At 70.1% G+C, this 21,058-nt stretch carries 22 protein-coding genes; 9 read left to right on the top strand and 13 right to left on the bottom strand.

All coding sequences use genetic code 11. The annotated features are described in order from the left end of the window. The first annotated feature begins 17 nt into the window (after positions 1–17). Positions 18–425 carry a DUF742 domain-containing protein gene (locus tag ACZ6S0_RS14225; RefSeq protein WP_245956307.1) on the top strand — a complete coding sequence of 136 codons (408 nt, stop codon included), beginning with the start codon at positions 18–20 and terminating at the stop codon, positions 423–425. Then, entirely contained in the window at positions 406–984 is a 579-nt protein-coding gene (locus tag ACZ6S0_RS14220) for a GTP-binding protein (RefSeq protein WP_465916394.1), read from the top strand. The genes ACZ6S0_RS14225 and ACZ6S0_RS14220 overlap by 20 nt, the downstream gene beginning before the upstream one ends. A gap of 118 nt (positions 985–1,102) precedes the next feature. Here the strand turns inward: ACZ6S0_RS14220 and ACZ6S0_RS14215 are convergent, their stop codons facing one another. The 6 genes from ACZ6S0_RS14215 to ACZ6S0_RS14190 all read right to left on the bottom strand — a co-directional run bounded on the left by ACZ6S0_RS14215 (position 1,103) and on the right by ACZ6S0_RS14190 (position 6,742). Continuing rightward, complete coding sequence (locus ACZ6S0_RS14215) at positions 1,103–1,924, bottom strand: DUF4429 domain-containing protein (protein ID WP_465916392.1); 822 nt, start codon at positions 1,922–1,924, stop codon at positions 1,103–1,105. Positions 1,925–2,013: 89 nt separating this feature from the next. Then, a complete protein-coding gene (locus ACZ6S0_RS14210; RefSeq protein ID WP_465916389.1) occupies positions 2,014–2,784 on the bottom strand; it encodes an ABC transporter ATP-binding protein in 771 nt (256 codons plus the stop codon). Between the two features lie 161 nt (positions 2,785–2,945). Then, positions 2,946–4,169 (bottom strand): flavin-dependent oxidoreductase, encoded by a 1,224-nt coding sequence (locus ACZ6S0_RS14205; protein WP_465917856.1) that lies wholly within the window; start codon positions 4,167–4,169, stop codon positions 2,946–2,948. Positions 4,170–4,188: 19 nt separating this feature from the next. After that, entirely contained in the window at positions 4,189–4,977 is a 789-nt protein-coding gene (locus tag ACZ6S0_RS14200) for an ABC transporter permease (protein ID WP_465916387.1), read from the bottom strand. An 11-nt stretch (positions 4,978–4,988) separates the two neighbouring features. Next, entirely contained in the window at positions 4,989–5,804 is an 816-nt protein-coding gene (locus ACZ6S0_RS14195; protein ID WP_465916385.1) for an ABC transporter permease, read from the bottom strand. Beyond that, positions 5,801–6,742 carry an ABC transporter substrate-binding protein gene (locus ACZ6S0_RS14190; protein ID WP_465916383.1) on the bottom strand — a complete coding sequence of 314 codons (942 nt, stop codon included), beginning with the start codon at positions 6,740–6,742 and terminating at the stop codon, positions 5,801–5,803. The genes ACZ6S0_RS14195 and ACZ6S0_RS14190 overlap by 4 nt, the downstream gene beginning before the upstream one ends. 671 nt (positions 6,743–7,413) lie before the next feature. On the opposite strand from ACZ6S0_RS14190, the gene ACZ6S0_RS14185 reads away from it, so the two are divergent. From ACZ6S0_RS14185 to ACZ6S0_RS14155, 7 genes are all read left to right on the top strand, one after another. Further along, positions 7,414–10,167 (top strand): sensor histidine kinase, encoded by a 2,754-nt coding sequence (locus ACZ6S0_RS14185; protein WP_465916382.1) that lies wholly within the window; start codon positions 7,414–7,416, stop codon positions 10,165–10,167. After that, positions 10,164–10,586, top strand: a complete 423-nt coding sequence (locus tag ACZ6S0_RS14180; RefSeq protein ID WP_465916379.1) for a roadblock/LC7 domain-containing protein — start codon at positions 10,164–10,166, stop codon at positions 10,584–10,586. The genes ACZ6S0_RS14185 and ACZ6S0_RS14180 overlap by 4 nt, the downstream gene beginning before the upstream one ends. Before the next feature lie 89 nt (positions 10,587–10,675). Beyond that, positions 10,676–11,023: a DUF742 domain-containing protein gene (locus tag ACZ6S0_RS14175; protein WP_168022238.1), complete on the top strand. Its 348-nt coding sequence runs from the start codon at positions 10,676–10,678 to the stop codon at positions 11,021–11,023. Continuing rightward, complete coding sequence (locus ACZ6S0_RS14170) at positions 11,004–11,591, top strand: GTP-binding protein (protein ID WP_344877846.1); 588 nt, start codon at positions 11,004–11,006, stop codon at positions 11,589–11,591. Before ACZ6S0_RS14175 ends, ACZ6S0_RS14170 begins: the two co-directional genes overlap by 20 nt. A 109-nt stretch (positions 11,592–11,700) precedes the next feature. Then, a complete protein-coding gene (locus ACZ6S0_RS14165) occupies positions 11,701–13,074 on the top strand; it encodes an aldehyde dehydrogenase family protein (RefSeq protein ID WP_465916374.1) in 1,374 nt (457 codons plus the stop codon). Positions 13,075–13,079: 5 nt separating this feature from the next. Then, on the top strand, positions 13,080–13,517 hold the full coding sequence (locus ACZ6S0_RS14160; RefSeq protein WP_465916372.1) for a hypothetical protein: 438 nt from the start codon (positions 13,080–13,082) through the stop codon (positions 13,515–13,517). After that, positions 13,518–14,498: a nitrilase-related carbon-nitrogen hydrolase gene (locus tag ACZ6S0_RS14155; protein ID WP_465916369.1), complete on the top strand. Its 981-nt coding sequence runs from the start codon at positions 13,518–13,520 to the stop codon at positions 14,496–14,498. It begins immediately after the preceding gene. A 13-nt stretch (positions 14,499–14,511) separates the two neighbouring features. Here the strand turns inward: ACZ6S0_RS14155 and ACZ6S0_RS14150 are convergent, their stop codons facing one another. The 7 genes from ACZ6S0_RS14150 to ACZ6S0_RS14120 are packed head-to-tail and all read right to left on the bottom strand — an operon-like array spanning position 14,512 to position 20,770. Further along, positions 14,512–15,336 (bottom strand): ABC transporter permease, encoded by an 825-nt coding sequence (locus ACZ6S0_RS14150; protein ID WP_465916368.1) that lies wholly within the window; start codon positions 15,334–15,336, stop codon positions 14,512–14,514. Beyond that, positions 15,333–16,160 carry an ABC transporter permease gene (locus ACZ6S0_RS14145; RefSeq protein WP_465916366.1) on the bottom strand — a complete coding sequence of 276 codons (828 nt, stop codon included), beginning with the start codon at positions 16,158–16,160 and terminating at the stop codon, positions 15,333–15,335. The genes ACZ6S0_RS14150 and ACZ6S0_RS14145 overlap by 4 nt, the downstream gene beginning before the upstream one ends. Next, positions 16,157–17,143, bottom strand: coding sequence for an ABC transporter substrate-binding protein (locus ACZ6S0_RS14140; protein WP_465916365.1), 987 nt, complete (start codon positions 17,141–17,143; stop codon positions 16,157–16,159). The genes ACZ6S0_RS14145 and ACZ6S0_RS14140 overlap by 4 nt, the downstream gene beginning before the upstream one ends. A gap of 51 nt (positions 17,144–17,194) precedes the next feature. After that, positions 17,195–18,199, bottom strand: coding sequence for a methyltransferase (locus ACZ6S0_RS14135; protein ID WP_465916363.1), 1,005 nt, complete (start codon positions 18,197–18,199; stop codon positions 17,195–17,197). Between the two features lie 17 nt (positions 18,200–18,216). Continuing rightward, positions 18,217–19,011: an ABC transporter permease gene (locus ACZ6S0_RS14130; protein ID WP_465916362.1), complete on the bottom strand. Its 795-nt coding sequence runs from the start codon at positions 19,009–19,011 to the stop codon at positions 18,217–18,219. After that, positions 19,008–19,784 (bottom strand): ABC transporter permease, encoded by a 777-nt coding sequence (locus ACZ6S0_RS14125; protein ID WP_465916360.1) that lies wholly within the window; start codon positions 19,782–19,784, stop codon positions 19,008–19,010. Before ACZ6S0_RS14125 ends, ACZ6S0_RS14130 begins: the two co-directional genes overlap by 4 nt. Next, the gene (locus ACZ6S0_RS14120; protein WP_465916358.1) at positions 19,781–20,770 is read right to left on the bottom strand and encodes an ABC transporter substrate-binding protein; all 990 of its coding nucleotides are present in this window, start codon (positions 20,768–20,770) and stop codon (positions 19,781–19,783) included. Before ACZ6S0_RS14120 ends, ACZ6S0_RS14125 begins: the two co-directional genes overlap by 4 nt. Positions 20,771–21,058 lie beyond the last annotated feature (288 nt).

Below are 21,058 nucleotides of genomic sequence, written 5' to 3'. Positions count from 1 at the left end.
GGCGGTGACAGGAGAGTATGGTGTCAGGTCAGCAGGGTTGGGCTGGTGATAGCACTCCGCCGCATCCGGCGGCTCCCCGTCCGCAGAAGCCGAGCTCCCTGGTACGGCCCTATGCCGTGACCGGGGGGCGCACCGCGCCGCGGATGAAGTTCGCCATGGAGGCGCTCGTGTCCTCCGTGACGTCGGAATACCAAGATATTTCCCTACTGAGTCCGGAGTATCAGGCGATCATTCAGCTCACTCGGAACGTCCGGTCGGTTGCCGAGATCTCCGCCCTTTTACGCCAGCCGCTTGGTGTGGTCCGGGTGCTGATCGCCGACATGGCGTCGGAAGGCCTGATCCGCGTGCACCAGCCTGCGCTGGACGCGGGAAAGCCGGACCTCAACTTGCTCGAAAGGGTGCTCAGTGGACTTCGCAGGCTCTAGCCCCGGCCTAACCTCGACGAAGATCGTCGTGGCCGGGGGCTTCGGCGTGGGGAAGACGACGTTTGTGGGAGCGGTGTCGGAGATCCTGCCGCTCACCACGGAGGCGGTCATGACGGACGCCTCGGCGCACGTCGACGACGTCTCCCTCACGCCGAACAAGACCACCACGACTGTGGCGATGGACTTCGGCCGGGTTTCGCTCGATCGTGATCTGATCTTGTATTTGTTCGGGACTCCCGGTCAGCATCGGTTCTGGTTCATGTGGGACGACCTCGTGCGGGGTGCCATCGGCGCGGTCGTGCTGGTCGACACCCGCCGGCTGGCCGACAGCTTCCCCGCCATCGACTACTTCGAAGAGGCCAAGCTGCCGTTCGTGATCGGCATCAACGGCTGGGACGGGCAGTTCGCCCACGCGGAGGACGAGCTGAGGGAGGCGCTGTCGATCGGCGGCCACATCCCGATCGTCGCCCTCGACGCCCGGCAGCGCGAGTCGGTGAAGTCCACCCTGATCACGCTGGTGGAGCACGCCTTGACGCGCCACATGCACAGTCCGGTATAACCCCCCGGCCCGCCGTGGCGGCGGACCCGCGCTCTGGCAGCCCACCCCTCGCAGGCCGAGGCGGTGGGCTGTCGCATGGAGCGGGGAAGCACAGGGCGTGGGGCGCGCCCGCGCCCGTTCAGAAGCGGGACAGCAGCTCGGTCTTCTTGGCCTGGAACTCTTCCTCCGACAGCAGCCCGGCATCGCGCAGCTCGCCCAGCTTGACGATCAGTTCGGCCGTGCGCGCCGGCGGGAGCGCCCGAGACGGCTCGTCAGGGGTGACGGCGGCCAGGACGGCGGCGGCGAATGGCAGTGACTTGTGCGTGGCGCCCCAGCCGAGCCCGAACATCACCGAAGCGGGATCCTTGTTCGGATCGGTGGGCATGCGCCGCCCGCGCGGCTTCAGCCGAAGGCACCCGCTGGCCCCCTCGGGGGCGTGCCACTCGACGCCCGACAGGTCGGCCACGGAGTAGCGCTGGTCGCCCGCCGCGTACTTGGCGGACGACGCTCCCGACCAGAACCACGTGAACGTGATCGACTCGCCGTCGAAGGTGGCCACGCCGTCCCAGCCCTTGAAGGTGCGCGGCGGCGGGGGAGCGTCGACCAGGAACCGCGGGGCGGGCCCGCGTTCGGTGCGGGCCGAGCGCAGCTCCTCGGCGTAGTAGTCGGCGAGCGTCTCCTTCTCGGCGGGCAGCACCAGCCGATAGGGGTCGGCCGCCTCCTTGAGCTGCCCGGCCGCGACCGCCATCACGGGGTCGGCGCCGCGGCGGGGCTCCAGCCGCAGCACCACGGTGCCGCGCCGGCCGGGCGCGAGTGTGACCGCAGCGATCGCCGCGTACGGAATGACGCGGGCGCCGAGCTCGGCCATGAGTTTGGGGGCCTTGCCCGGGTCGGGGGCGATGGTCAGCGACTGCGTCCCGAACATCCAGGTGCAACCCCGGCCCGCCAGAACATCCTCCACGCCTTCCAGACTAGGCCGATTCGGCGCTCCCGGCACGCCCGGTCACGATCATTCACCGTGGACCGCCCGCCCAATCGATCGAGGCTCGGTCACACGGTGGCGTGGCCGCGGACGAGCCGTCCCACCTCGGCGCGCAGGTGCACGAAGTCGGAGTGTTCACGGGTGGTGATCTGGTCGCGCGGCGTCGGGAGGTCGACCTTCAGGTCGCCCACCACGTGCGCGGGGGCCTTCGACAGGACCACCACGCGGTCGCCCACGTAGACGCTCTCGTCGATGTCGTGGGTGATGAGCACGATCGTCATCCGGTGGTGGCCGCGCACCTTGAGGACGAGGTCCTCCAGGTCTTCCCTGGTCTGCGCGTCGACCGAGCCGAACGGCTCGTCCATGAGCATCAGCGTCGGCCGGTACGCCAGCGCCCGCGCGATCGCCACCCGCTGCTGCATGCCGCCCGAGAGCTGGAACGGGTATTTGCGGCCCGCGTTCTCCAGCCCCACCGACTCGAGGGCCTCCTGGGCGGCCTCGCGGCGCTGCTGCTTGTCCAGGTTCCGGCGGCGCAGCGGCAGCGCGACGTTGTCGGCGACCGACATCCACGGGAACAGCGAGCGGCTGTAGTCCTGGAAGACCACGGCGAGGTTGTCGGGCGTCTGGCGGACCAGGTCGCCCTCGACCTTGACCTGCCCGCCGGTCGGCGTGATCAGGCCGGCGATGGAACGCAGCAGCGTCGACTTCCCGCACCCCGACGGGCCGACGATGCAGAGCAGCTCGCCCGCGGCGACGCTCAGGTTGAGTCCTTCGATGGCGTGGTGCGCGTTGGGAGTACCGCCGCCGTACACGTGGGAAAGGTTTTCTATCTCGAGCAAGGGAATTCCTCGGGGGGCGAGACCGCGGACAGCGGGGCGACTCTTTCGAAGCCGCAATTGACTCTAGCGGAGCGGTAATTGCCAGGCATGTCAGTCATGGAAACCTATTCAGGGCGCGATCTTACTCTTGCACGTTGACGCCTGCCATGGGAGCCACAGCCTCATACGCTCCACGACTCCCTTTCGTTCAGCGCCCGCACATCCGCATCGGAGATGCGTCGCTGGGCGGCCGCCATGGCCGACAGCTCCGCCTCGGTCAGCACCTCGCCGATCTCGGTGAAGCCGTCGGGCGCGCGCTCGGTCACCAGTCTGATCGTCTCTTCGACGGGCAGCGCCCGGTGCGCGAGGACCAGCGCCGACGTGGGCGGGCGCCGCTCCTCCTCGTACGCCGCCAGCGCCAGGACCGGGTCGTCGTACGTCGCCAGGCAGCGGGCCAGCACCCGGGCGTCGAGCACGGCCTGCGAGCCGCCGTTGGAACCGATGGGGTACATCGGGTGGGCGGCGTCGCCGAGCAGGGTCACCCTGCCCTCGCCCCACTGGGGCAGCGGTTCGCGGTCGACCATCGGATATTCGAGTATGCGCGGCGTGGCGCGGAGCAGGGCCGGGATGTCGGCGGGCGCGTACTTCCAGGACGCGAAATGCGCGGCCACCTCCGGCAGCTTCCCCTCGCGGGACCAGTCGGCTTCCGCCACCGTCCCGGGTTCGGCCACTTTCGCCTCGGCCACCCAGTTGATCAGCCGTGGATTACCGGCCGAGATGTGATAAGTCACGAATTTTCCGGCCAGATTGGAGCCGCCGACCAGCACCGTCGCTCCGTCCAGGATCGGCTCGGCCTCCACCACTCCGCGCCACATCCTGATCCCGGCCCACAGCAGCGGATCGCCGGACGGCCGCAGCCTGGCGCGCACCGCCGACTGCACGCCGTCGGCGCCGACCAGCACGTCCACCCGCTCACGCAGCACCCGTCCGCCCTGCCGGAGGGTGACGAGCACGCCGTCGCCGTCGTGCGCGAAGTCCTCGAACCTGACCCCTGTGCGCACCGGCCCGACCCGCTCCTCGACCGCCGCGAGCAACGCCATCTGAAGCTCTCCCCGGTGGACGCTGTACTGGGGCCACCGGTAGCCGGCCGCCCGGCCCCGGGGCAGGGCCAGGATGACGTTGCCGTGCCGGTCGGCGAACGTCATGAAGCTCGTCTCCATGCCCAGCTCGGCCAGCGGGCCGCCGAGCCCCAGCTCCGTCAGCTCGCGTACGGCGTGGGGCTGCAGGTTGATGCCCACCCCGAGCGGGCGCAGCGTGCCGGCGGCCTCCACGACCACGCAGTCCAGCCCGGCCGCGTGCAGGCTCAGGGCCGCGCTGAGCCCGCCGATGCCGCCGCCCACGATCATCGTCCGCACGGGAGGCACCCTAACCCACCAGCTCGCGGGCGGCGTGGTGCCAGGAGAGCACGCGCCGCTCGACGATCAGGAACACCTCGTTGAGCAGGTAGCCCAGCACGCCGAGCAGCACGATCCCGGCCCACATGGCGGGCAGGTCGAAGGTCGAGTACGCGTCGGTGAGCTGGAAGCCGATGCCGTTCGTGGTGCCAGGCAGCAGCTCGGAGAAGACCATGACGATCAGCGAGAGCGACAGGGCCAGCCGCAACCCCGCGAACATCTTGGGCAGCGCCGAGGGCAGGATCACCCGGAAGAGCCGCTCGGCCCGCGACAGCCGGAACACCTGACCCGTCTCCAGGTGCAGCGGCTCGACCGAGCGAGCCCCGTCGGCGGTGTTGAGCAGCACCGGCCACACGATGCTGAACATGATGAACGCGACCTGCATCCGCAGCCCGAACCCGAACACCACGAGGAAGACGGTCACCAGCGCCGGCGGCGGAATGGCGCGCAGGAACTGCAGCACGCCGTCGAGATAGTCGTAGACCCGCGCCGACAGCCCCACCGCCAGCCCGAGCACGACCCCGCCCAGCGCGCCTCCCGCGAACCCGAGCGCCATCCGGCCCAGGCTCGGCAGGATGTTCCCGACGGCGGCGTCGGTCAGGAACAGCGTGGCGGGCGGGCCGGAGAACCACATGGCGTGCATCCTGGCCACGATCGTGCTCGGCGGCGGGAAGAACGGGTCGCCCGCCAGCCGCGTGCCCACCTCCCAGACCAGGACGAGCACGAGCAGCACCAGCGCACGGAACGCGGCCGTCCGCATGCCCCGGCCCCTCATGACGGCTCGCCGAGCCGGGCGTGGTGCCACCGGAAGGCCCGTCGTTCCGCGGCCACCAGCAGCGCGTTCACCACGACCCCGAACAGGCCCACCCAGAACACCCCGGCCAGGATGTCGGCCATCCTGGCGGGCACGGCGATGCCGGCGAAGAAGATGAACACCCCGATGCCCTCCCCGCGCCCCGCCACGATCTCGGTGCTGACGGTCAGGATGAGCGCCACCCCGGCCGCCAGGCGCACGCCCGTGGCGATGAACGGCGCCGACGACGGCAGCGAGACGCGCAGCAGCACTGACGGCGGCCCGAAGCCGTAGGACCGCAGCGACTCCTTGGCCAGGGGGTCGACGCCACGCAGGCCGTACATCGTGTTGTAGAGGATGGGCCACAGCGAGGCGTAGACCACCAGCGTGACGCGATGTTGCAGCCCCGTGCCGATCACCAGGGCCACCAGCGGGATCAGCGCCACGGACGGGATCGGCCGCAGGAACTCCACCACCGAGCGCGTGGCCGCGTCGATGAGCGGCACGCTGCCGAGCAGCAGGCCGAGCGGCACCGCGAGCACCGCCGCGACGCACAGCCCGATGGTCCAGGCGAGCAGGCTCGTCAGGGCGTGCGCGCGGAAGGCCGGGTCGGCCAGCAGCGCGAGCGCCCGTCCGACGATCTCCGTGGCGGGCGGCAGGAACTCGGGATCGGCCAGCCCGGTCCTGCTGACCAGCTCGATCAGGGCGGCGAAGGCGAGCGCCCCGGCCGCCCGGCGCGACCAGCGGGTGGCCGGTGACGCCGGACGGGCACGGGACAGGGACTGAGCGCTCACCCGGAGGTGGTGGCCGACATCAGCGACTTGACGTCGATGGCCTTCGTCAGCCACTTGGCCTCCAGCATCCAGTCGGCCACTCGCTGGAGGCGGACCGGGTTGTCGTTGCTGGAGAAGTAGGGGAAGGTCACGGTGGCGGCGGTGGCCGCGTCGATCTGGGTGAAGTTCGGCAGCACCTTGGCCACCACCTCGCGGTTGTTCTCCATGAGCTTGGCCGCGTTGTGGATGGCGCGCTGGAAGGCCGCCGCGACCTTCGGGTTCTTGTCGTACCACTCCTGGGTGCTGACGTAGCCGGAGATGGGGAACTCGGCGGCGGGACCTGACGCCGGGTCGAGGATCTTGCGGGCCCCCATGGTGGAGGTGGCGGCCGTGACCATGGGCTCGCCGAGGTAGGCGGCGTCGATCTGGCCGCCCTTCCAGGAGGGCATGATGTTCTGGAAGGTCACCTGGACGTACTTGATGGTGGCCGGGTCGACGTTGTTGGCCTTGAGCACCTGGGCGAGGGCCAGCTCCTGGAAGTTGTGCAGGACGTTCACGTTGATCGTCTTGCCCTCCAGGTCCTTCGGGGTCTTGATGGGCGAGTCGGGCAGGGCCATGACGCTCAGCGAGTCGGGGGCCGCGCGAGAGCCCTCGGCCAGGATGCGCAGTTTCAGCGCCTGCTTGTCGTGCGCGGCGAACATCGACACGTAGTTGCCGAACATCGCGTCGATCTCGCCCTTCACCAGCATGGGGATGGCCTCTGGCGCGGCCTGGACGACTTGCGGGGTCACCTCCAGGCCCTCTTTCTCGAAGAGCCCTTGGTCGATGGCGACATAGATGGCGGCACTGTCGATGGCCGGAAGCGTGGCGATCTTCAGTTGGGTCTTCTCCAGGCCGCCCGCGGCGAGGGCGGACGGTGGTGCGCTGGCCGACGGGCTCGCGCCCGTACTGCATGCCACAGCGCCGAGTGTCAAAGCGAACCCGATGATGGCGGCTCTGGCGGAACGGCCAAGCCTCATGTCAGGGACTCCCTTCGGGTGGAGCCAGGGGGGAACCGGGCGGCTTCTGCTCCCGGGGACTGTATGCCTGACGCAACAACAGGGATAGACCGTAGCACCAAATTGCCGGTCATTAACGCGAACATGACACTTGTGGTTGCAATGTCCGTTTAGCGCTATAGGGTGAAAATTTGACGACCTCGAAAGACGCGAATGTATGTCCGTTTTGGTGAAGGAGGTGGCAAGCGGGGCGGCTGTTACGGATGTTGCCACACTTCTGATCTTTTCTACGAGTCAGGCCCGGGGCTCGTGGAACGATCCCGCACTCCTGTTTCCCCTGATAGAAGGCCGTCTACCGATTCTGCCGTATTTTCTGGACATCTAGGCATAAACACCTCATCGGGGCACTAGTAGTGGTTGGCCCTTGCCCACCTGTGTGCTCAAATGGCGCTTATCTGGACGCACATATTGGCTCCTACCTGCAATACCTGCATCGTCCCCGAGAATTCCCCCTCAAGGTCGAGAGGTTGCGAAGGCAAGTGAGAACGCAGAGCGCTGATGCTTCCGCTGACCGCGAGCCGCACGGCCACCAGAAGCGACGGTCGTCCAAACCGTCCTCGAAGAGGTTCGGATTGGGCAACTGGCACGTGCGGTCACGCCTCATCGCGCTGATCGTCGTTCCCACGGCCGTCGCCGTGGGCCTGGGCGGGCTGAGCGTCGTGACCTCACTCAGCGACGCCCGCACGTACCAGACGCTCAGGGAGGTCGCCGAGCTCAGCCAGCAGCTCGGAGCGGTGACGCACGAGCTGTCCTTCGAACGCGACGAGACCGCCCTCTACATCGCCCAAGGCCGGCCGGAGGCCCGCGAGGCCCAGTTACGCACCACCTACAGCAACGTCAACGGCCTCATCGACGAGGCCAAACAGCAGGCGCTGGCCCTCTCGGAGACCCACGCCGAGGGCGTGCGCCCGGTGCTGCGGCGGCTGGAGGAGATCCCGACGCTGCGCGAGACGGCCGTCAACGGCAAGATCCAGCCGCTGCCGATGATCCGGAAGTACTCCGAGATCATCGCGGCGCTGCTGCAGTTCCACGACCAGGTGGGCCAGGTCGCGGTGGACGACGAGGTGGCCGACAGCGCCGGCTCGATGGCCGCCATCGCCCGGGCCAAGGAGCAGGCGTCCAAGCAGCGTGGCATCCTGGCCAGCGCGCTGGACAAGAAGGGTTTCGACAGCGGCGAACTCGACGCGCTCACCGACGCCAAGTCGCGTGAGGAGAGCGAGGAGACGCTGTTCGCCACCCTGGCCAACCTCGACCAACTCGAGCTCTACCGCAACACCGTCGTGGGCCGCGACGTGGACCAGACCGACCTGTTCCGGCTGCGGGCCATGGCGCAGTCGGCCGAGGGCAAGGAGCTGAGCATCGGGACCCGCCCCGATCGGGACGTGGCCACCTGGTTCGACGTCAGCACCGGCAAGATCGACGCGCTGCGCAGCGTGGAGAAGGAGCTGTCGTCCTCGGTCATCCTGCGCGCCCGCGGCCTGGAGGAGGGGGCCAACCGTTCGGCGATGATCTCCGGCGGGCTGATCCTGCTCCTGCTCGTCGTGGTCATCGCGATCATCTCGCTCATCGCCCGTTCGCTCATCAGGCCGCTGCGCCGGCTGCGCCGCGAGGCGCTCGACATCGCGGGGCAGCGCCTGCCGGAGACCGTGCAGCAACTGCGTGACAGCGGTGACGGCACGGTCGGCCCCGTCGTCCCGATCGGCGTGGACACGCACGACGAGATCGGTGAGGTGGCGCGGGCCTTCGATGAGGTGCATCGTGAGGCGGTGCGGTTGGCGGGTGAGGAGTCGCGGTTGCGGAGCAATGTGAACGCGATGTTCGTGAACTTGTCGCGGCGTAGTCAGACGTTGGTGGAGCGGCAGATCACGTTGATCGATGGTCTGGAGCAGGGTGAGCAGGATGAGCAGCGGTTGGGGAACCTGTTCAAGCTGGATCATCTGGCGACGCGTATGCGTCGTAACAGTGAGAACCTGTTGGTGCTGGCGGGTCAGGATCCGCCTCGGCGCTGGAGTCAGCCGGTCAAGCTGGTCGACGTCGCCCGTGCCTCTCTGTCGGAGGTCGAGAACTACGAGCGCGTCGTGCTCCAGGTGCCCGACGGGGTGTCGGTGGCCGGTCAGGCCGTCAACGACGTCATCCACCTGCTCGCCGAGCTGGTCGAGAACGCCCTGTCGTTCTCGCCGCGCGAGACCAGGGTGACGGTCTCGGGCAGCAGGATCGACGGCGGCGGCGTGATGTTGTCGATCACCGACTCCGGCATCGGGATGACCGCCGAGGAGCTGGTCCAGGCCAACGAGCGGCTGACCGACGCGCCGAGCGTGGACGTGTCGGTGTCGCGGCGCATGGGCCTGTTCGTGGTCGCCAGGCTGGCGCACCGGCACGGCATCCGGGTGCAACTACGCCCGCACAGCTCCGGCGGCCTGACCGCCATGGTGCTGATCCCCGAGAACATGCTCGGCGCCCAGGCGCCCGACTTCTCCGGGATGCCGTCCTTCTCCGGCAACCAGCCGCCCTCCTTCGCCGGCGGCAACCAGCCGCCCGCCCTGGCGGGCGCGGCGGCCGGCGGGCACGGGGACGAGCCGTACTCGGGGCCGCACCCCGCGCCGCTCACCGACTGGCCGCAGCCGACGTTCCAGATGGGCCCCGGCCACCCGTCGTTCCCCTCGAACCCCGACGCGGGCGGCAACTGGCCCCCGCCCTCCTGGCAGTCCGACCCGCCGCCCGCGTGGCCGGCCGAGCCGCGTGGCGGGGCCTTCGAGAGCGGCGACGTCTGGACGCCGACCCGCGGCTCGTCCTGGAACGGCGACCGCGGCCTGCCCAGACGACCCGTGACCCAGCCGCCGCCCGGGGGCTGGAGCCAGGACACCAATCCGCCGCAGCGGCCGGGGTTCGAGTTCCCCGAGTCCGACTCCGGCGCCACGGGCCCCATGCCGGCGGTGCCGCCCGCGTCCGCCGGCGACGACTACCTGCCGATCTTCGCCGCCGTCGAGTCGGCCTGGTTCGGGCGCGACGCCAACGGTGCGAGCTGGGGCTCTTCCAAGGCCGACGCGGGCTGGAGCGCGGCGGAGGCGGCGGTGGAGCCGGTACGTGACGGTGCGACGGCGGCGGGGCTGCCCAAGCGGGTGCCGAAGGCGAACCTGGTGCCCGGCTCCGCCGACACCGCCGCCTCGCCGAAGGGCGTCTCGCCGATGCCGTCGGTGTCACCCGACCGGGTGCGCAACCGGCTCTCCAGCTTCCAGCAGGGCTTCAGGGCGGCGCGCGACGACATCAGCGAGGGCAAGGCGTTCCCCTCTGGCCCGAGGGACAACGAAAGGGAGGAGGGCGCATGAAGGACCTGAGCCACGCGGCACGCGGGGTGGACTGGCTGATCACCGACTTCGTCAGTACGGTCCCGGGGGTCGCGCACGCGGTGGTCGTGTCGTCTGACGGTTTGCCGTTGGCGGCGTCGGCGGGTTTTCCGGCTGATCGGGCTGATCAGTTGGCTGCGATTGCGTCGGGGTTGGTTTCGTTGACGCAGGGTGCGGCGCGGGTGTTCGAGGGTGGTGCGGTCAATCAGACGATTGTGGAGATGCAGCGTGGGCTGATGCTGATCATGTCGGTCAGTGATGGTTCGTGCTTGGCGGTGCTGGCGGCTCCGGACTGTGACATGGGTCTGGTGGCGTATCAGATGACGCTGATGGTCGATCGCGCCGGTCAGGTGCTGACTCCGGCTGTGCGTGCCGAGCTGCGCGCCAGCCAGACCAGGTGATGTAAGTGTCGGACCCCAGATGGAACAGCGGCGGTTGGGCTCCCCCACCTCAGTCTGAGCCTCACCCTCAGCCCCAACCCCAGTCGCGGCTGACTCCCGACCCCGCTTCGCCCGTCCGCCCGTACGCGGTGACAGGTGGACGGACGGCGCCACGGGTCAAACTGGCGATGGAGGCCCTGGTGTCCTCGGCGACGGCCGAGCAGCGGGAGTTCTCCCACATCACACCGGAGTACCAGGCGATCAGCCAACTGTGCCGGCAGGTCCGGTCCGTGGCGGAGGTGTCGGCGCTGCTGCGGATCCCGCTCGGCGTGGTGCGCGTGCTGATCGCGGACATGGCCGCCGAAGGTCTGGTTCGGGTGCACCAGCCCCAACTGGACGCCGGAAGGCCGGACGTAAATCTGCTCGAAAGGGTGCTAAGTGGACTTCGCAGGCTCTAGCCCCGGTCTCACCTCGACCAAGATTGTCGTGGCCGGTGGTTTCGGGGTGGGCAAGACGACGTTCGTCGGGGCGGTGTCGGAGATCATGCCGTTGACGACGGAGGCGGTGATGACCGATGCGTCGGCGGGGATCGATGATCTGGGGATGACGCCGTTGAAGTCGACCACGACTGTGGCGATGGACTTCGGCCGGGTGTCGCTGGATCGTGATCTGATCTTGTATTTGTTCGGGACTCCTGGTCAGCATCGGTTCTGGTTCATGTGGGACGACCTGGTGCGGGGTGCCATCGGCGCGGTCGTGCTGGTCGACACCCGCCGTCTGGCCGACAGTTTCCCCGCCATCGACTACTTCGAAGAGGCCCAGCTCCCGTTCGTCGTGGGCGTCAACGGCTGGGACGGCCAATATCCCCACAGCGACGCCGAGGTGCGCGACGCCCTCACCCTGGCCCCCCACATCCCCTTGGTACGGCTGGACGCCCGCTCCAAGGACTCCGTCAAAGGCGCGCTGATCAACCTCGTCGAGCACGCGCTCTCGGTGCGGATGGCCGTGCCCGGCTGGGGCGGCTGACCGCGCCGGGGCCGCGGGCGCTCGTTGACGCGCGGCCGATCGCCTGATCACAATGGCTCCCGCCGAACCTTCGCAGGAGCACCATGTCCCGTGGCCGCACCGCATGAACGTGAGGAACCCGATCACCGGGCAGACCGACCGGTCGCTCGCCCCGATCCCGGCCGACCGGCTGGCCGCCGTCGCCGCCGGGCTGCGCGAGCGGGCCCCCGCCTGGCTCGACGCCGACCGGGGCGCGGTCCTGTCCCGCTTCGGCGCCGCGCTGGCCGAGGACGACGACCTCCTCGCCGCCCTGGTGGCCGACACCGGCAGGGTGGCCGAGTCGCTGCTGGAGCGCCGGCTCGTGGCCGGGCTCATCGACCGATGGGTACGCCAGGCGCCCGCACTCCTCGCCCCGCCCGCCGAACGTCCCGCCTCCCTGCCCGGCGTCTTCGTGGCGGGCGACGCGGTGCCGTACGAGCTGGTCGGGGTGATCAGCCCGTTCAACCTGCCGCTCCTGCTCGGCCTCATCGACGCCGTCCCCGCGCTGGCGGCCGGGTGCGCGGTGCTGGTCAAGCCGAGCGAGGTGACGCCGCGCTTTATCGAGCCGCTGATGAGGCTGGTCCCCGCCGAACTGCCGCTCGGGGTCGTCGAGGGCGACGGCGAGACCGGGGCCGCGCTCGTCGGCCTGGTGGACGCCGTGGTCTTCACCGGCGGCGTCGAGACCGGCCGCCGGGTGGCGCGCGCCGCGGCCGACGCGTTCGTGCCGGCGTTCCTGGAGCTGGGCGGCAAGGACCCGGCGATCGTGCTGGCCGGGGCCGACCTCGACCGGGCCGCCGCGGCCGTCCTGTGGGGCGGCACCGCCAACGCCGGTCAGTCCTGCCAGTCCATCGAGCGCGTCTACGTGGCCCGCGAGGCGCACGACGAGTTCCTCGCGCGGCTGGTGGCCAAGGCCGGGCAGGTGGGCCTGACCTGCGAGGGCGGCCCGATCGGCCCGCTCATCCGGCCGGGCCTGGACGACGTCGTCGCCGCCCACCTCGCCGACGCCGTCGCGAAGGGGGCCGTCGTGCACACCGGCGGCCGGATCGAACGGCACGGCGGCGGCCGCTGGTGCCGCCCGACCGTGCTGTCCGGGGCCGACCACACGATGCTGGTGATGACGGAGGAGACGTTCGGCCCGGTGCTGCCGGTCATGGCAGTGGACGGCCCGGACGAGGCGGTCGCGCTGGCCAACGACTCCGCGTACGGGCTGTCGGCCGCCGTCTTCGCCGCCACGGAGGAGCGGGCGCTGGCCGTCGCCGCCCGCCTGCGGGTCGGCGCGGTCAGCGTCAACGACGCCGCGCTGACCGCGCTCGTCCACGAGGGCGAGAAGAACTCCTTCCGCCTGTCCGGGCTCGGCGGCTCCCGCATGGGCACGGCCTCCATCGGCCGGTTCCTGCGCCGCCGGGCGTTCCTGGTCAACCGATCCGACGCCGCCGACCCGTGGTGGCACACGACGAAGGAGTAGCCCGGATGGGACTTCGCGCCGACATGCCGGTGCTGGCCAGGCACGAGGGGGAGTGGGAGGGCGAATACCTGCACCTCGGCCCGGGCGGCGACCTGCTCGACCGCCACCGGGTACGGATGACCTGCGCGATCCTCGGCGACGCCGCCTACCACCAGACCAACCGCTACACCTGGGACGACGGGCGCGAGGAGGTGCACGAGTTCCCCGGCGTCTACCTCGGCGGCGGCCGCTGCGCCTTCGACACCGAGCGGCTCAAGGGCGAGTTCTGGGAGGTCGACGCCGGCACGATCTACCTGACCTGGCGGTACAAGGGGCAGGACCTGCGGCTGTTCGAGCTGATCGTGCTCAGCGACGACGGCCGCTCGCGCAGCCGGGTCTGGCAGTGGCTCAGAGACGGGGTGTGCGTGCGGCGTACGCTGATCGACGAGCGGCGGGTGGGCTGAGTGACCGCCTGGACCGCGCTGGCCCTGCAGATCGAGACCAGGGCCGTCACCTCGCGGGCCGAGATCATGCCGGCCGTGGAGCGGGTGGCCGCCCGGGTCGGGGCCTCCAAGGCATGGCTCGGGCCCGAGCTGCGTCTGGTGGTGCTGCCGGAGTACGTCCTGACCGGCTTCCCCCTGCGGGAGGGGCTGGCCGAGTGGCGCGAACGGGCGGCGCTCGACCCCGACGGGCCCGAACACCGGGCGCTGGCCGCGGTCGCCGCCGAGCACGGCGTGTTCCTGTGTGTCAACGCGTACGAGCGGGATCCGCACTTCCCCGACCTGTTCTTCCAGGCGTCGGTCATCCTCTCGCCGGCGGGTTCGGTCGTGCTGCGCTACCGCAGGCTGCACTCCCTGTTCTCGCCCACCCCGTACGACGTGTGGGAGCGCTACCTGGAGCTCTACGGGATCGACGGCGTGCTGCCGGTGGCGCGTACGGAGATCGGGAACCTCGCGGTGGTGGCCTCGGAGGAGATCCTGGTGCCCGAGCTGGCCCGCGCGCTGGCCCTGCGGGGCGCCGAGGTGCTGTGCAACCCCACCTCGGAGGCGTCGTCCCCGGCGCTCACACCCAAGGCGATCGCGCGGCGGGCGCGGGCGGTGGAGAACCTGGCGTACGTGGTCTCGGCCAACACCGGCGGACTGTCCGGCACGGCGATCCCGGGCGACTCCACGAACGGCGGCTCTGAGCTGATCGACCACGAGGGACGGGTGCTGGCCCAGGCCGGTCCAGGGGAGTCGCTGGTCGCCGCCGCCGAGCTGGACCTCGCCGCCCTGCGCCGCGCCCGCCTGCGCCCCGGCATGGGCAACCACCTCAGCCGGGTCAAGACGGGGCTGTGGGCGCAGGAGTACGCCCGCCACGACGTCGAGCGCCCGGCGGCCGGCGTACCCGATCGCGCCTGGTTGCGGGCGCGGCAGCAGGACGCCATCGACCGCCTGCACGGCTGACCAGCGCCGAGGGTCAGCCGTCGGCGGTGCGCGCACTGGTGTGCCAGCCGAGCACCGCCCGCTCCACCCGCAGGAACGCCGCGTTGAGCACGATCCCCAGCAGCCCCAGCAGCACGATGCCCGCCCACATGGCCGGGATGTCGAACTGGCTCTGCGCCTCCAGCATGCGGTGCCCGATGCCCTCGCTGCTCCCGACCAGCTCCGAGATGATCATCATGATCAGCGCCAGCGACACGCTCAGCCGCAGGCCCGCGAAGATCTTCGGGGCGGCGGCGGGCAGGATCACGCGGGTGAGCCGCTGCCAAGGGCTGAGGCGGTAGACGGTGCCGGTCTCGATGTACTGGCGGTCGACGTGCCTGGCCCCGTCCATGGAGTTGATCAGCACCGGCCAGATGACGCCGTACACGATCGAGGCCAGCTCCATCGGCGTGCCGATCTTGAACAGCACCAGGAAGACCGGCAGCAACGTGGCGGGCGGCACCGAGCGGCCGAAGTGCAGCAGCGGCTCCGCCAGCCCCGACAGCCAGTACGACCGCCCCAGCGCCACCCCCGCCAGCACCCCCGCCGCGCACGCCATCGCCCACCCCGCGAACAGCCGGCCCAGGCTGGGCAGCACGTCCGCGACGGCCTCGTCGGTCAGGAACGCCTGCGAGAGCGGCCCCGAGAACCACAGCTCGTGCAGCCGCACCACGATCAGCGACGGCGGCGGGAAGTACGCGGCCCGCGCCGACCGCGTGGCCAGCTCCCAGACGATCACCGCCACGGGCGGCAGCCAGTACCACGCCAGCCGCCGCGCCACCTCGCCCGCCCGGTACCCGCCCCGCCGCACCACGCTCACGCCGCGCCTCCCGTACGGGCGTGGTGCCACCGGAACACCCGCCGCTCGGCGACCGTGAACAGCAGGTTGGCCGCCAGCCCGATGAACCCGGCCCACACGGTCGCCGCGAGCATGCGGTCGAGCCGGTTCGCGCTGCCCGCCAGCGACAGGAACGCCCCGATCCCGCCCCCGCCGGGCGCCAGCAGTTCCACGCTCACCGCCACGATCAGCGTGACCGACACCGCGATCCGCACCCCGGTGGCGATGAACGGCGCCGCGCTCGGCAGGCTCACCCGCAGCACGACCGACAGCGGGCCGAAACCGAAGCCGCGCAGCGTCTCCTTGGCCAGCGGGTCGACGTCGCCGAGCCCGTACATCGTGTTGATCAGCAGCGGCCACGAGCACGTGTAGACGACCAGCGCGACCTTGGCGTCCTGCCCGGCGGGGAAGAGGAACACCGCCAGCGGGATCAGCGACACCGACGGGATCGGCCGCAGGAACTCCACCAGCGGCCGGGCCGACCGTTCCATGAACGGCACCGTCCCGAGCAGCAGCCCGGCCGGCACGGCCACCGCGACCGCGATCGCCAGCCCGGTCGCGCAGGCCGTCAGCGTGGCCAGCACGTCCGCGCGGAAACCGGCGTCGAGCGGCAGCCCGGCCGCCGTGGCGAGCACGTGCGAGGCGTACGGCAGGAAGCCGGGCAGCAGCCCGGCCCGCCCCGCCAGCTCGGCGACGGCGAGGAACCCCACGACCCCGATCACCCCGAGCGTCCCCCGCCCGGGCACGCGGCGGGTCACCCGCCGCCGTCCGGCCGCCGGCTCGGCGACCAGCTCCTGCCCGGTCATCCGCCGAGCGTCGCGAAGAGCCGCGCCACGTCCACCTTCGCCTTGAGGTAGCCGTAGCCGTGCAGCAGGTCGGCCAGCCTCTGCACGCTCGCCCTGTCGGCCTCCATCGAGAACCGGCCGAGCGTCATCGCCGCCGCCGCGTCCGCCGGGATCTGCGTGTACGTCGGCACGACCGCGTCGATGGCCTTCCTGTCCTCGCCCGCGATCTTCTGGGCCTTGGCCAGCGCGCGGTGGAAGGCGGCGGCCGTCTTCGGGTTCCCGGTCAGCCAGTCCTCGGAGACGCCCCACCCGTCGATCGGCACCCCGGCCGTGACGCCGTCGGTCGTGTCGATGACCTGTGTGGCGCCGCTCTTCTTGGCCGCCGTCAGGAACGGCTCCACCAGCCAGGCCGCGTCCACCTGGCCCGAGGACAGCGCGCCGAGCTGGTCGGCGAACTGCACCGGCACGTACTTGACGTCGTCCGGCTTGAGCCCGGCCGCCTGGAGGTGGGCGTTGGTGAGCGTCTGCCCGAGGGCCTGGAGCACGTTGACCGCGATCGTCCGGCCCTTGAGGTCGGCCGCGGTCCTGATCGGCGAGCCCTTGGCCACGACGACGCCGGCCACGTTCGGGGCGGCCTCCTGGCTGTGCTGGAACAGCTTGAGCCGCGCCGCGCCCGAGTCGTTGATCGCCATCAGGGACACGTAGCTGGTGAGGAAGGCGTCCATGCTGCCGTTGAGGATCTTCGGCATGACCGCCTGCGGGGCCTGGATGATCTCCGTCTTGACGATCAGGCCCTCTTCCTTGAAGAAGCCGCGCTGCTCGGCGATGAACAGCGGCGCCGACGACGGCACCGGCACCACGCCGACCAGGAGCTGGGTCTTCTCCAGCCCGCCTGACGACGTGGCGCCGGTCTGCTGCCCGCCGCCCGCCCCTCCCGCGCCTCCGCACGCGCTGAGTGTCAGCGCGACCGCCATACCCGCGACTACGATCCTGGCCAGCTTCATCGCCACTGCCTTTCTTGGCCGGTCATCAGGTGAGGGAGGCTGGGGGAGAGGTCAGCGGCGCACGGCCTCGATGAGGTTCGCGCCGGAGCCGAGTTCGACGACCTCGGTGAGCGCGAGCCCGGCCCGGCCGAGCAGGGCCGCGTACTCGTCGTGGCTGCGCTCGGTGCCGCCGTTGAAAATCGCCAGCATCCGCATGTCGATGTCCTTACCCAGGTGCGGCTCCTCGCTGTCAGGGAGCACGACTTCCAGGAGCAGGACGCGCCCGTCGGGGTTCATGGCGTCGCGGACGTTGCCGAGGATCTTGAGCGCGTCCTCGTCGTCCCAGTTGTGCAGGACGCTGGCCAGCAGGTAGACGTCGCCGCCGGTGGGCACCCCGGCGAAGAAGTCGCCGGCCACGACCTCCGCCCGGTCGGACAGGCCCTCGTCGGCCAGCGTGCGCCTGGCGTGGTCGGCCACGTGCTCCAGGTCGAAGAGGATGCCGCTCATGTGCGGGTTGGCGTGCAGGACGGTGGCCAGGATGTGGCCCTTGCCGCCGGCCACGTCCACCATGGTCGCCCCGGCCGGGAAGCGGTAGCGCTTGGCCAGTCCCTCGGTGAAGGGGATGGCCCTGGCGGTCATGTAGTCGTCGAACAGGCTGCTCGGGCCGGGGTTCGCGGCGAGGTGGCCGTACAGGTGGCCGTAGCGCTTGACGAACGCCGAGCTGCCGTCGCGTACGGTGGCGGGCAGCATGCCCATGGCGTACCAGAAGCTCTCCTCGCCGAGCATGCGGATCGACGAGCGGACCGAGTCGGGCGCGTCGGACCGCAGGGCCGTGCCCTTCTCGGTCAGGTCGTACGCGTCGGGCCCGGCGACCTTGACCACGCCCATGGCGGCCAGCTCACGCAGGACCCGGCGCAGCGAGGGGGCGTGCGCCCCGGCCCGGCCGGCCAGCTCGGCGGTGTCCAGCGGACCGTCCGCGAGGTGGTCGGCCAGGCCCAGCTCGGCCATGGTCAGCAGGGCCGCGAAACGCGAGATGTCGCCCACGGCCCCCCAAAGGAGGTCATCGGAATGCGGCATGTGTCCTTCCAGGGAGGTCAGGGATTGCGGGTGGCGTGCCGATGCCATACGAGCACGCGGCGCTCGGCCAGCACGAACAGGGAGTTGACGACGTAGCCGAGGACGCCGAGCAGCGTGATGGCCGCCCACACCCCCGCGCCGTCGAAACTGCGTTGCGCCTGCAGGAGCTGGTAGCCGATGCCGTCGCTGCCGCCGATCAGCTCGGTGACCACCATGAGGATCAGCGCCAGCGACAGGCTCAGCCGCAGCCCGGCGAAGATCTTCGGCAGGGCGGCGGGCAGGACGACCACCCGCAGGCGCTGTGCCCTGCTCAGGTTGAAGACGGTGGCCGTCTCGATGTAGGTGCGGTCCACCGCCCTGACACCCTCGATCGAGTTGAGCAGCACCGGCCAGATCACGCCGAACACGATCGTCGCGAGCTGCGTGGCCAGGCCGCCCCACGGGGCGGGCAACTGGACCACCACCAGGAACACCGGCAGCAGCAGCGGCGGCGGGATCGAACGGCCGAACTCGATGAGCGGGTCGACGTAGTCGGTCGCCGTACGGGAGCGGCCGAGCAGGACGCCCGCCACGATCCCGATCACCGCCGCCAGGATCCAGCCGCCGAACATGCGGCCGAGGCTCGGCAGGATGTTGTCGATCGCGTCGTCGGTGAGGAACACCTGGCCGGCCGGGCCGGAGAACCACAGCTCGTACATGCGGACCACGATCGTCGTGGGCGGCGGGAAGTCGGTGTCGCCGGCGGCGAGCGCGAGGACCTCCCAGATGGCCAGCACGAACGGGATCACGAGCAGTCTGGTGAGGAGCGTCACGACTCCGTCGCCCCCGTCCGCATGCGGTGCCAGTGGAACAGGCGGCGCTCGCCGGCCAGCAGGACCGCGTTGGCGAGCACGCCGAGGAGCCCGGCCCAGCAGGTGGCCGCCATCATGAGGTCGGTCCTGTTGCCGCTGCCGGCCACGGTCACGTAGACGCCGATCCCGGAGACGCCGCCGGCCAGCAGTTCGGCGCTGACGGCCAGGACGAGCGCGATCCCGGCGGCGATCCTGACGCCCGTCGCCACGAACGGGGCCGCGCTGGGCAGGCTCACCCTGGCCAGCACCGCCAGGGAGCCGAAGCCGAAGCTGCGCAGGGACTCCTTGGCCAGCGGGTCCACGTCGCGCATGCCGTAGAGGGTGTTGATGAGGATCGGCCAGATCGAGGCGTACACGATGACCGAGACCTTCATCAGCTCGTCCACCGGGATCAGCAGGATCGCGAGCGGGATGATCGCCACCGAGGGGATCGGGCGCAGGAACTCCAGCACCGGCCGGATCGCGTGCTCCAGCGGCGTCAGCGCGCCGAGCAGCACGCCCAGCGGGACGGCGACGACGATGGCGAGGAGCAGGCCGAGCGCCCAGTTCGCGAGGGTCGTGCCCACGCCGGTCACGAACTCGGCGTCGGCCGGCAGGCGCACGGCCTCGAACACGATCGTCGAGGGCGTGGGAAAGCTCAGTTCCTCGCCGACGCCGAAGCGGATGAACAGCTCCCCGAGAACGAGGAACCCCGCGGCGCCGGCGGCACCGCGGAGCAGCCGTGCCTTGGTCATCCGCTCGCTGCGGGGGCCGCGATCACGGACTTCACGTCGATCGGGCTCTTGAGGTAGCCGTACTCGAGCATGAGGTCGGCAACCTTCTGCAGGCGGTTGGCGTTCAGCTCGCTGGGGTAGGCGCCCAGGGTGATCACCGAGGCCGTCTTGGCGTCGATCTTCGTGTACTTCGGCAGCGCGGCCTCGATCTCCTTGCGGTCACTGGAGGCGACCTGCTGCGCCTTGGCGATGGCCCGCTGGAAGGCGGCCAGCGTCTTGGGGTACTTCTGCGCCCATTCCTCGGTGGCCATCCAGCCGGCGATGGGCAGGTCGGCCGTCTGCCCGGTCATCGTGTCGGCCAGTTTGCGGAAGCCGTGCTGGCTCTGGTTGGCCGTGATGAACGGCTCGGTGATCCAGCCCGCGTCGGCCTGGCCGCCGACGATCGCGTTGCCCATGTCGGGGAACGGCTTCTCGACGAACTTGACGTCGTCGGCCGTGAGACCGGCCACCTTGAGCTGCGTGGTCACCGCGAGTGTGGCAATGTTGTTCAGGTTGTTCACCAGAATGGTCTTGCCCTTGAGGTCCGCCACCGTCTGAATCGGCGAATCCTTGGGCACCATGATGTTGAACGTGTTCGCCGCGGCCTGGTACATGTCGGCGACCAGCTTGATCTTCTTGCCCTGGCTGACAGCCACGAACGTCGAGACGTAGTTGGTCTGGGAGATGTCCAGGGAGCCGTTCTCGATCTGCGGCAGTGCCGCGGCACCACCGGTGATGATGGTCGGCTGGACCGTCAGACCCTCTTCCTTGAAGTAGCCCTTGGCATTGGCGATATAGAGCGATACGGGGTCGGGAATGGGCAGGGCCCCGACCTTGATGGTGGTTTTCTCCAAGCCCTTGCTGTTGGCTGACGTGGTGGCGGGGTCCTCGGATCCACCGCAACCGGCAAGGGTGAGAGCGACTGTGACGCCGACGACAATGGCGTGACAGCGCAGTTTGCGTGTCATCGGGGGGGTTCTCCTACCAGGGGGGAAGCTTCTGGAGATCGGCACGGGATGCCGGGCGTGAAGCGTACCGGAGGGGAGATCCAAACGGGAGCGCTATGCCTTGTTTATGCACTTTATCTGCTAAATATGACTATCAGCCGCCATTGATGTAAATCTCAGGCCCAAAGTGTGTTTAACGACCGAATGTCCGGATCGGTACGTTGGTTGCGCTCCGTGTCCGGGGGTTTGCCACGTGAACAATGTGCGGCTTGGAACGGTTGAAAACGCCTGAGACGTTGGCCTAACTAT

It is taken from the genome of Nonomuraea sp. NPDC051298 (assembly GCF_055586305.1).
This window is presented reverse-complemented; position numbering and strand designations above follow the sequence as displayed.

Coding starts and splice junctions, on each gene's coding strand:
- ACZ6S0_RS14225 (WP_245956307.1), top strand. CDS start 18: ATGGTGTCAGGTCAGCAGGGTTGGGCTGGTGATAGCACTCCGCCGCAT.
- ACZ6S0_RS14205 (WP_465917856.1), bottom strand. CDS start 4,169: ATGATCGTGGGCGGCGGCATCGGCGGGCTCAGCGCGGCCCTGAGCCTG.
- ACZ6S0_RS14200 (WP_465916387.1), bottom strand. CDS start 4,977: ATGCGGACGGCCGCGTTCCGTGCGCTGGTGCTGCTCGTGCTCGTCCTG.
- ACZ6S0_RS14180 (WP_465916379.1), top strand. CDS start 10,164: ATGAAGGACCTGAGCCACGCGGCACGCGGGGTGGACTGGCTGATCACC.
- ACZ6S0_RS14160 (WP_465916372.1), top strand. CDS start 13,080: ATGGGACTTCGCGCCGACATGCCGGTGCTGGCCAGGCACGAGGGGGAG.
- ACZ6S0_RS14145 (WP_465916366.1), bottom strand. CDS start 16,160: ATGACCGGGCAGGAGCTGGTCGCCGAGCCGGCGGCCGGACGGCGGCGG.
- ACZ6S0_RS14140 (WP_465916365.1), bottom strand. CDS start 17,143: ATGAAGCTGGCCAGGATCGTAGTCGCGGGTATGGCGGTCGCGCTGACA.
- ACZ6S0_RS14135 (WP_465916363.1), bottom strand. CDS start 18,199: ATGCCGCATTCCGATGACCTCCTTTGGGGGGCCGTGGGCGACATCTCG.
- ACZ6S0_RS14125 (WP_465916360.1), bottom strand. CDS start 19,784: ATGACCAAGGCACGGCTGCTCCGCGGTGCCGCCGGCGCCGCGGGGTTC.
- ACZ6S0_RS14120 (WP_465916358.1), bottom strand. CDS start 20,770: ATGACACGCAAACTGCGCTGTCACGCCATTGTCGTCGGCGTCACAGTC.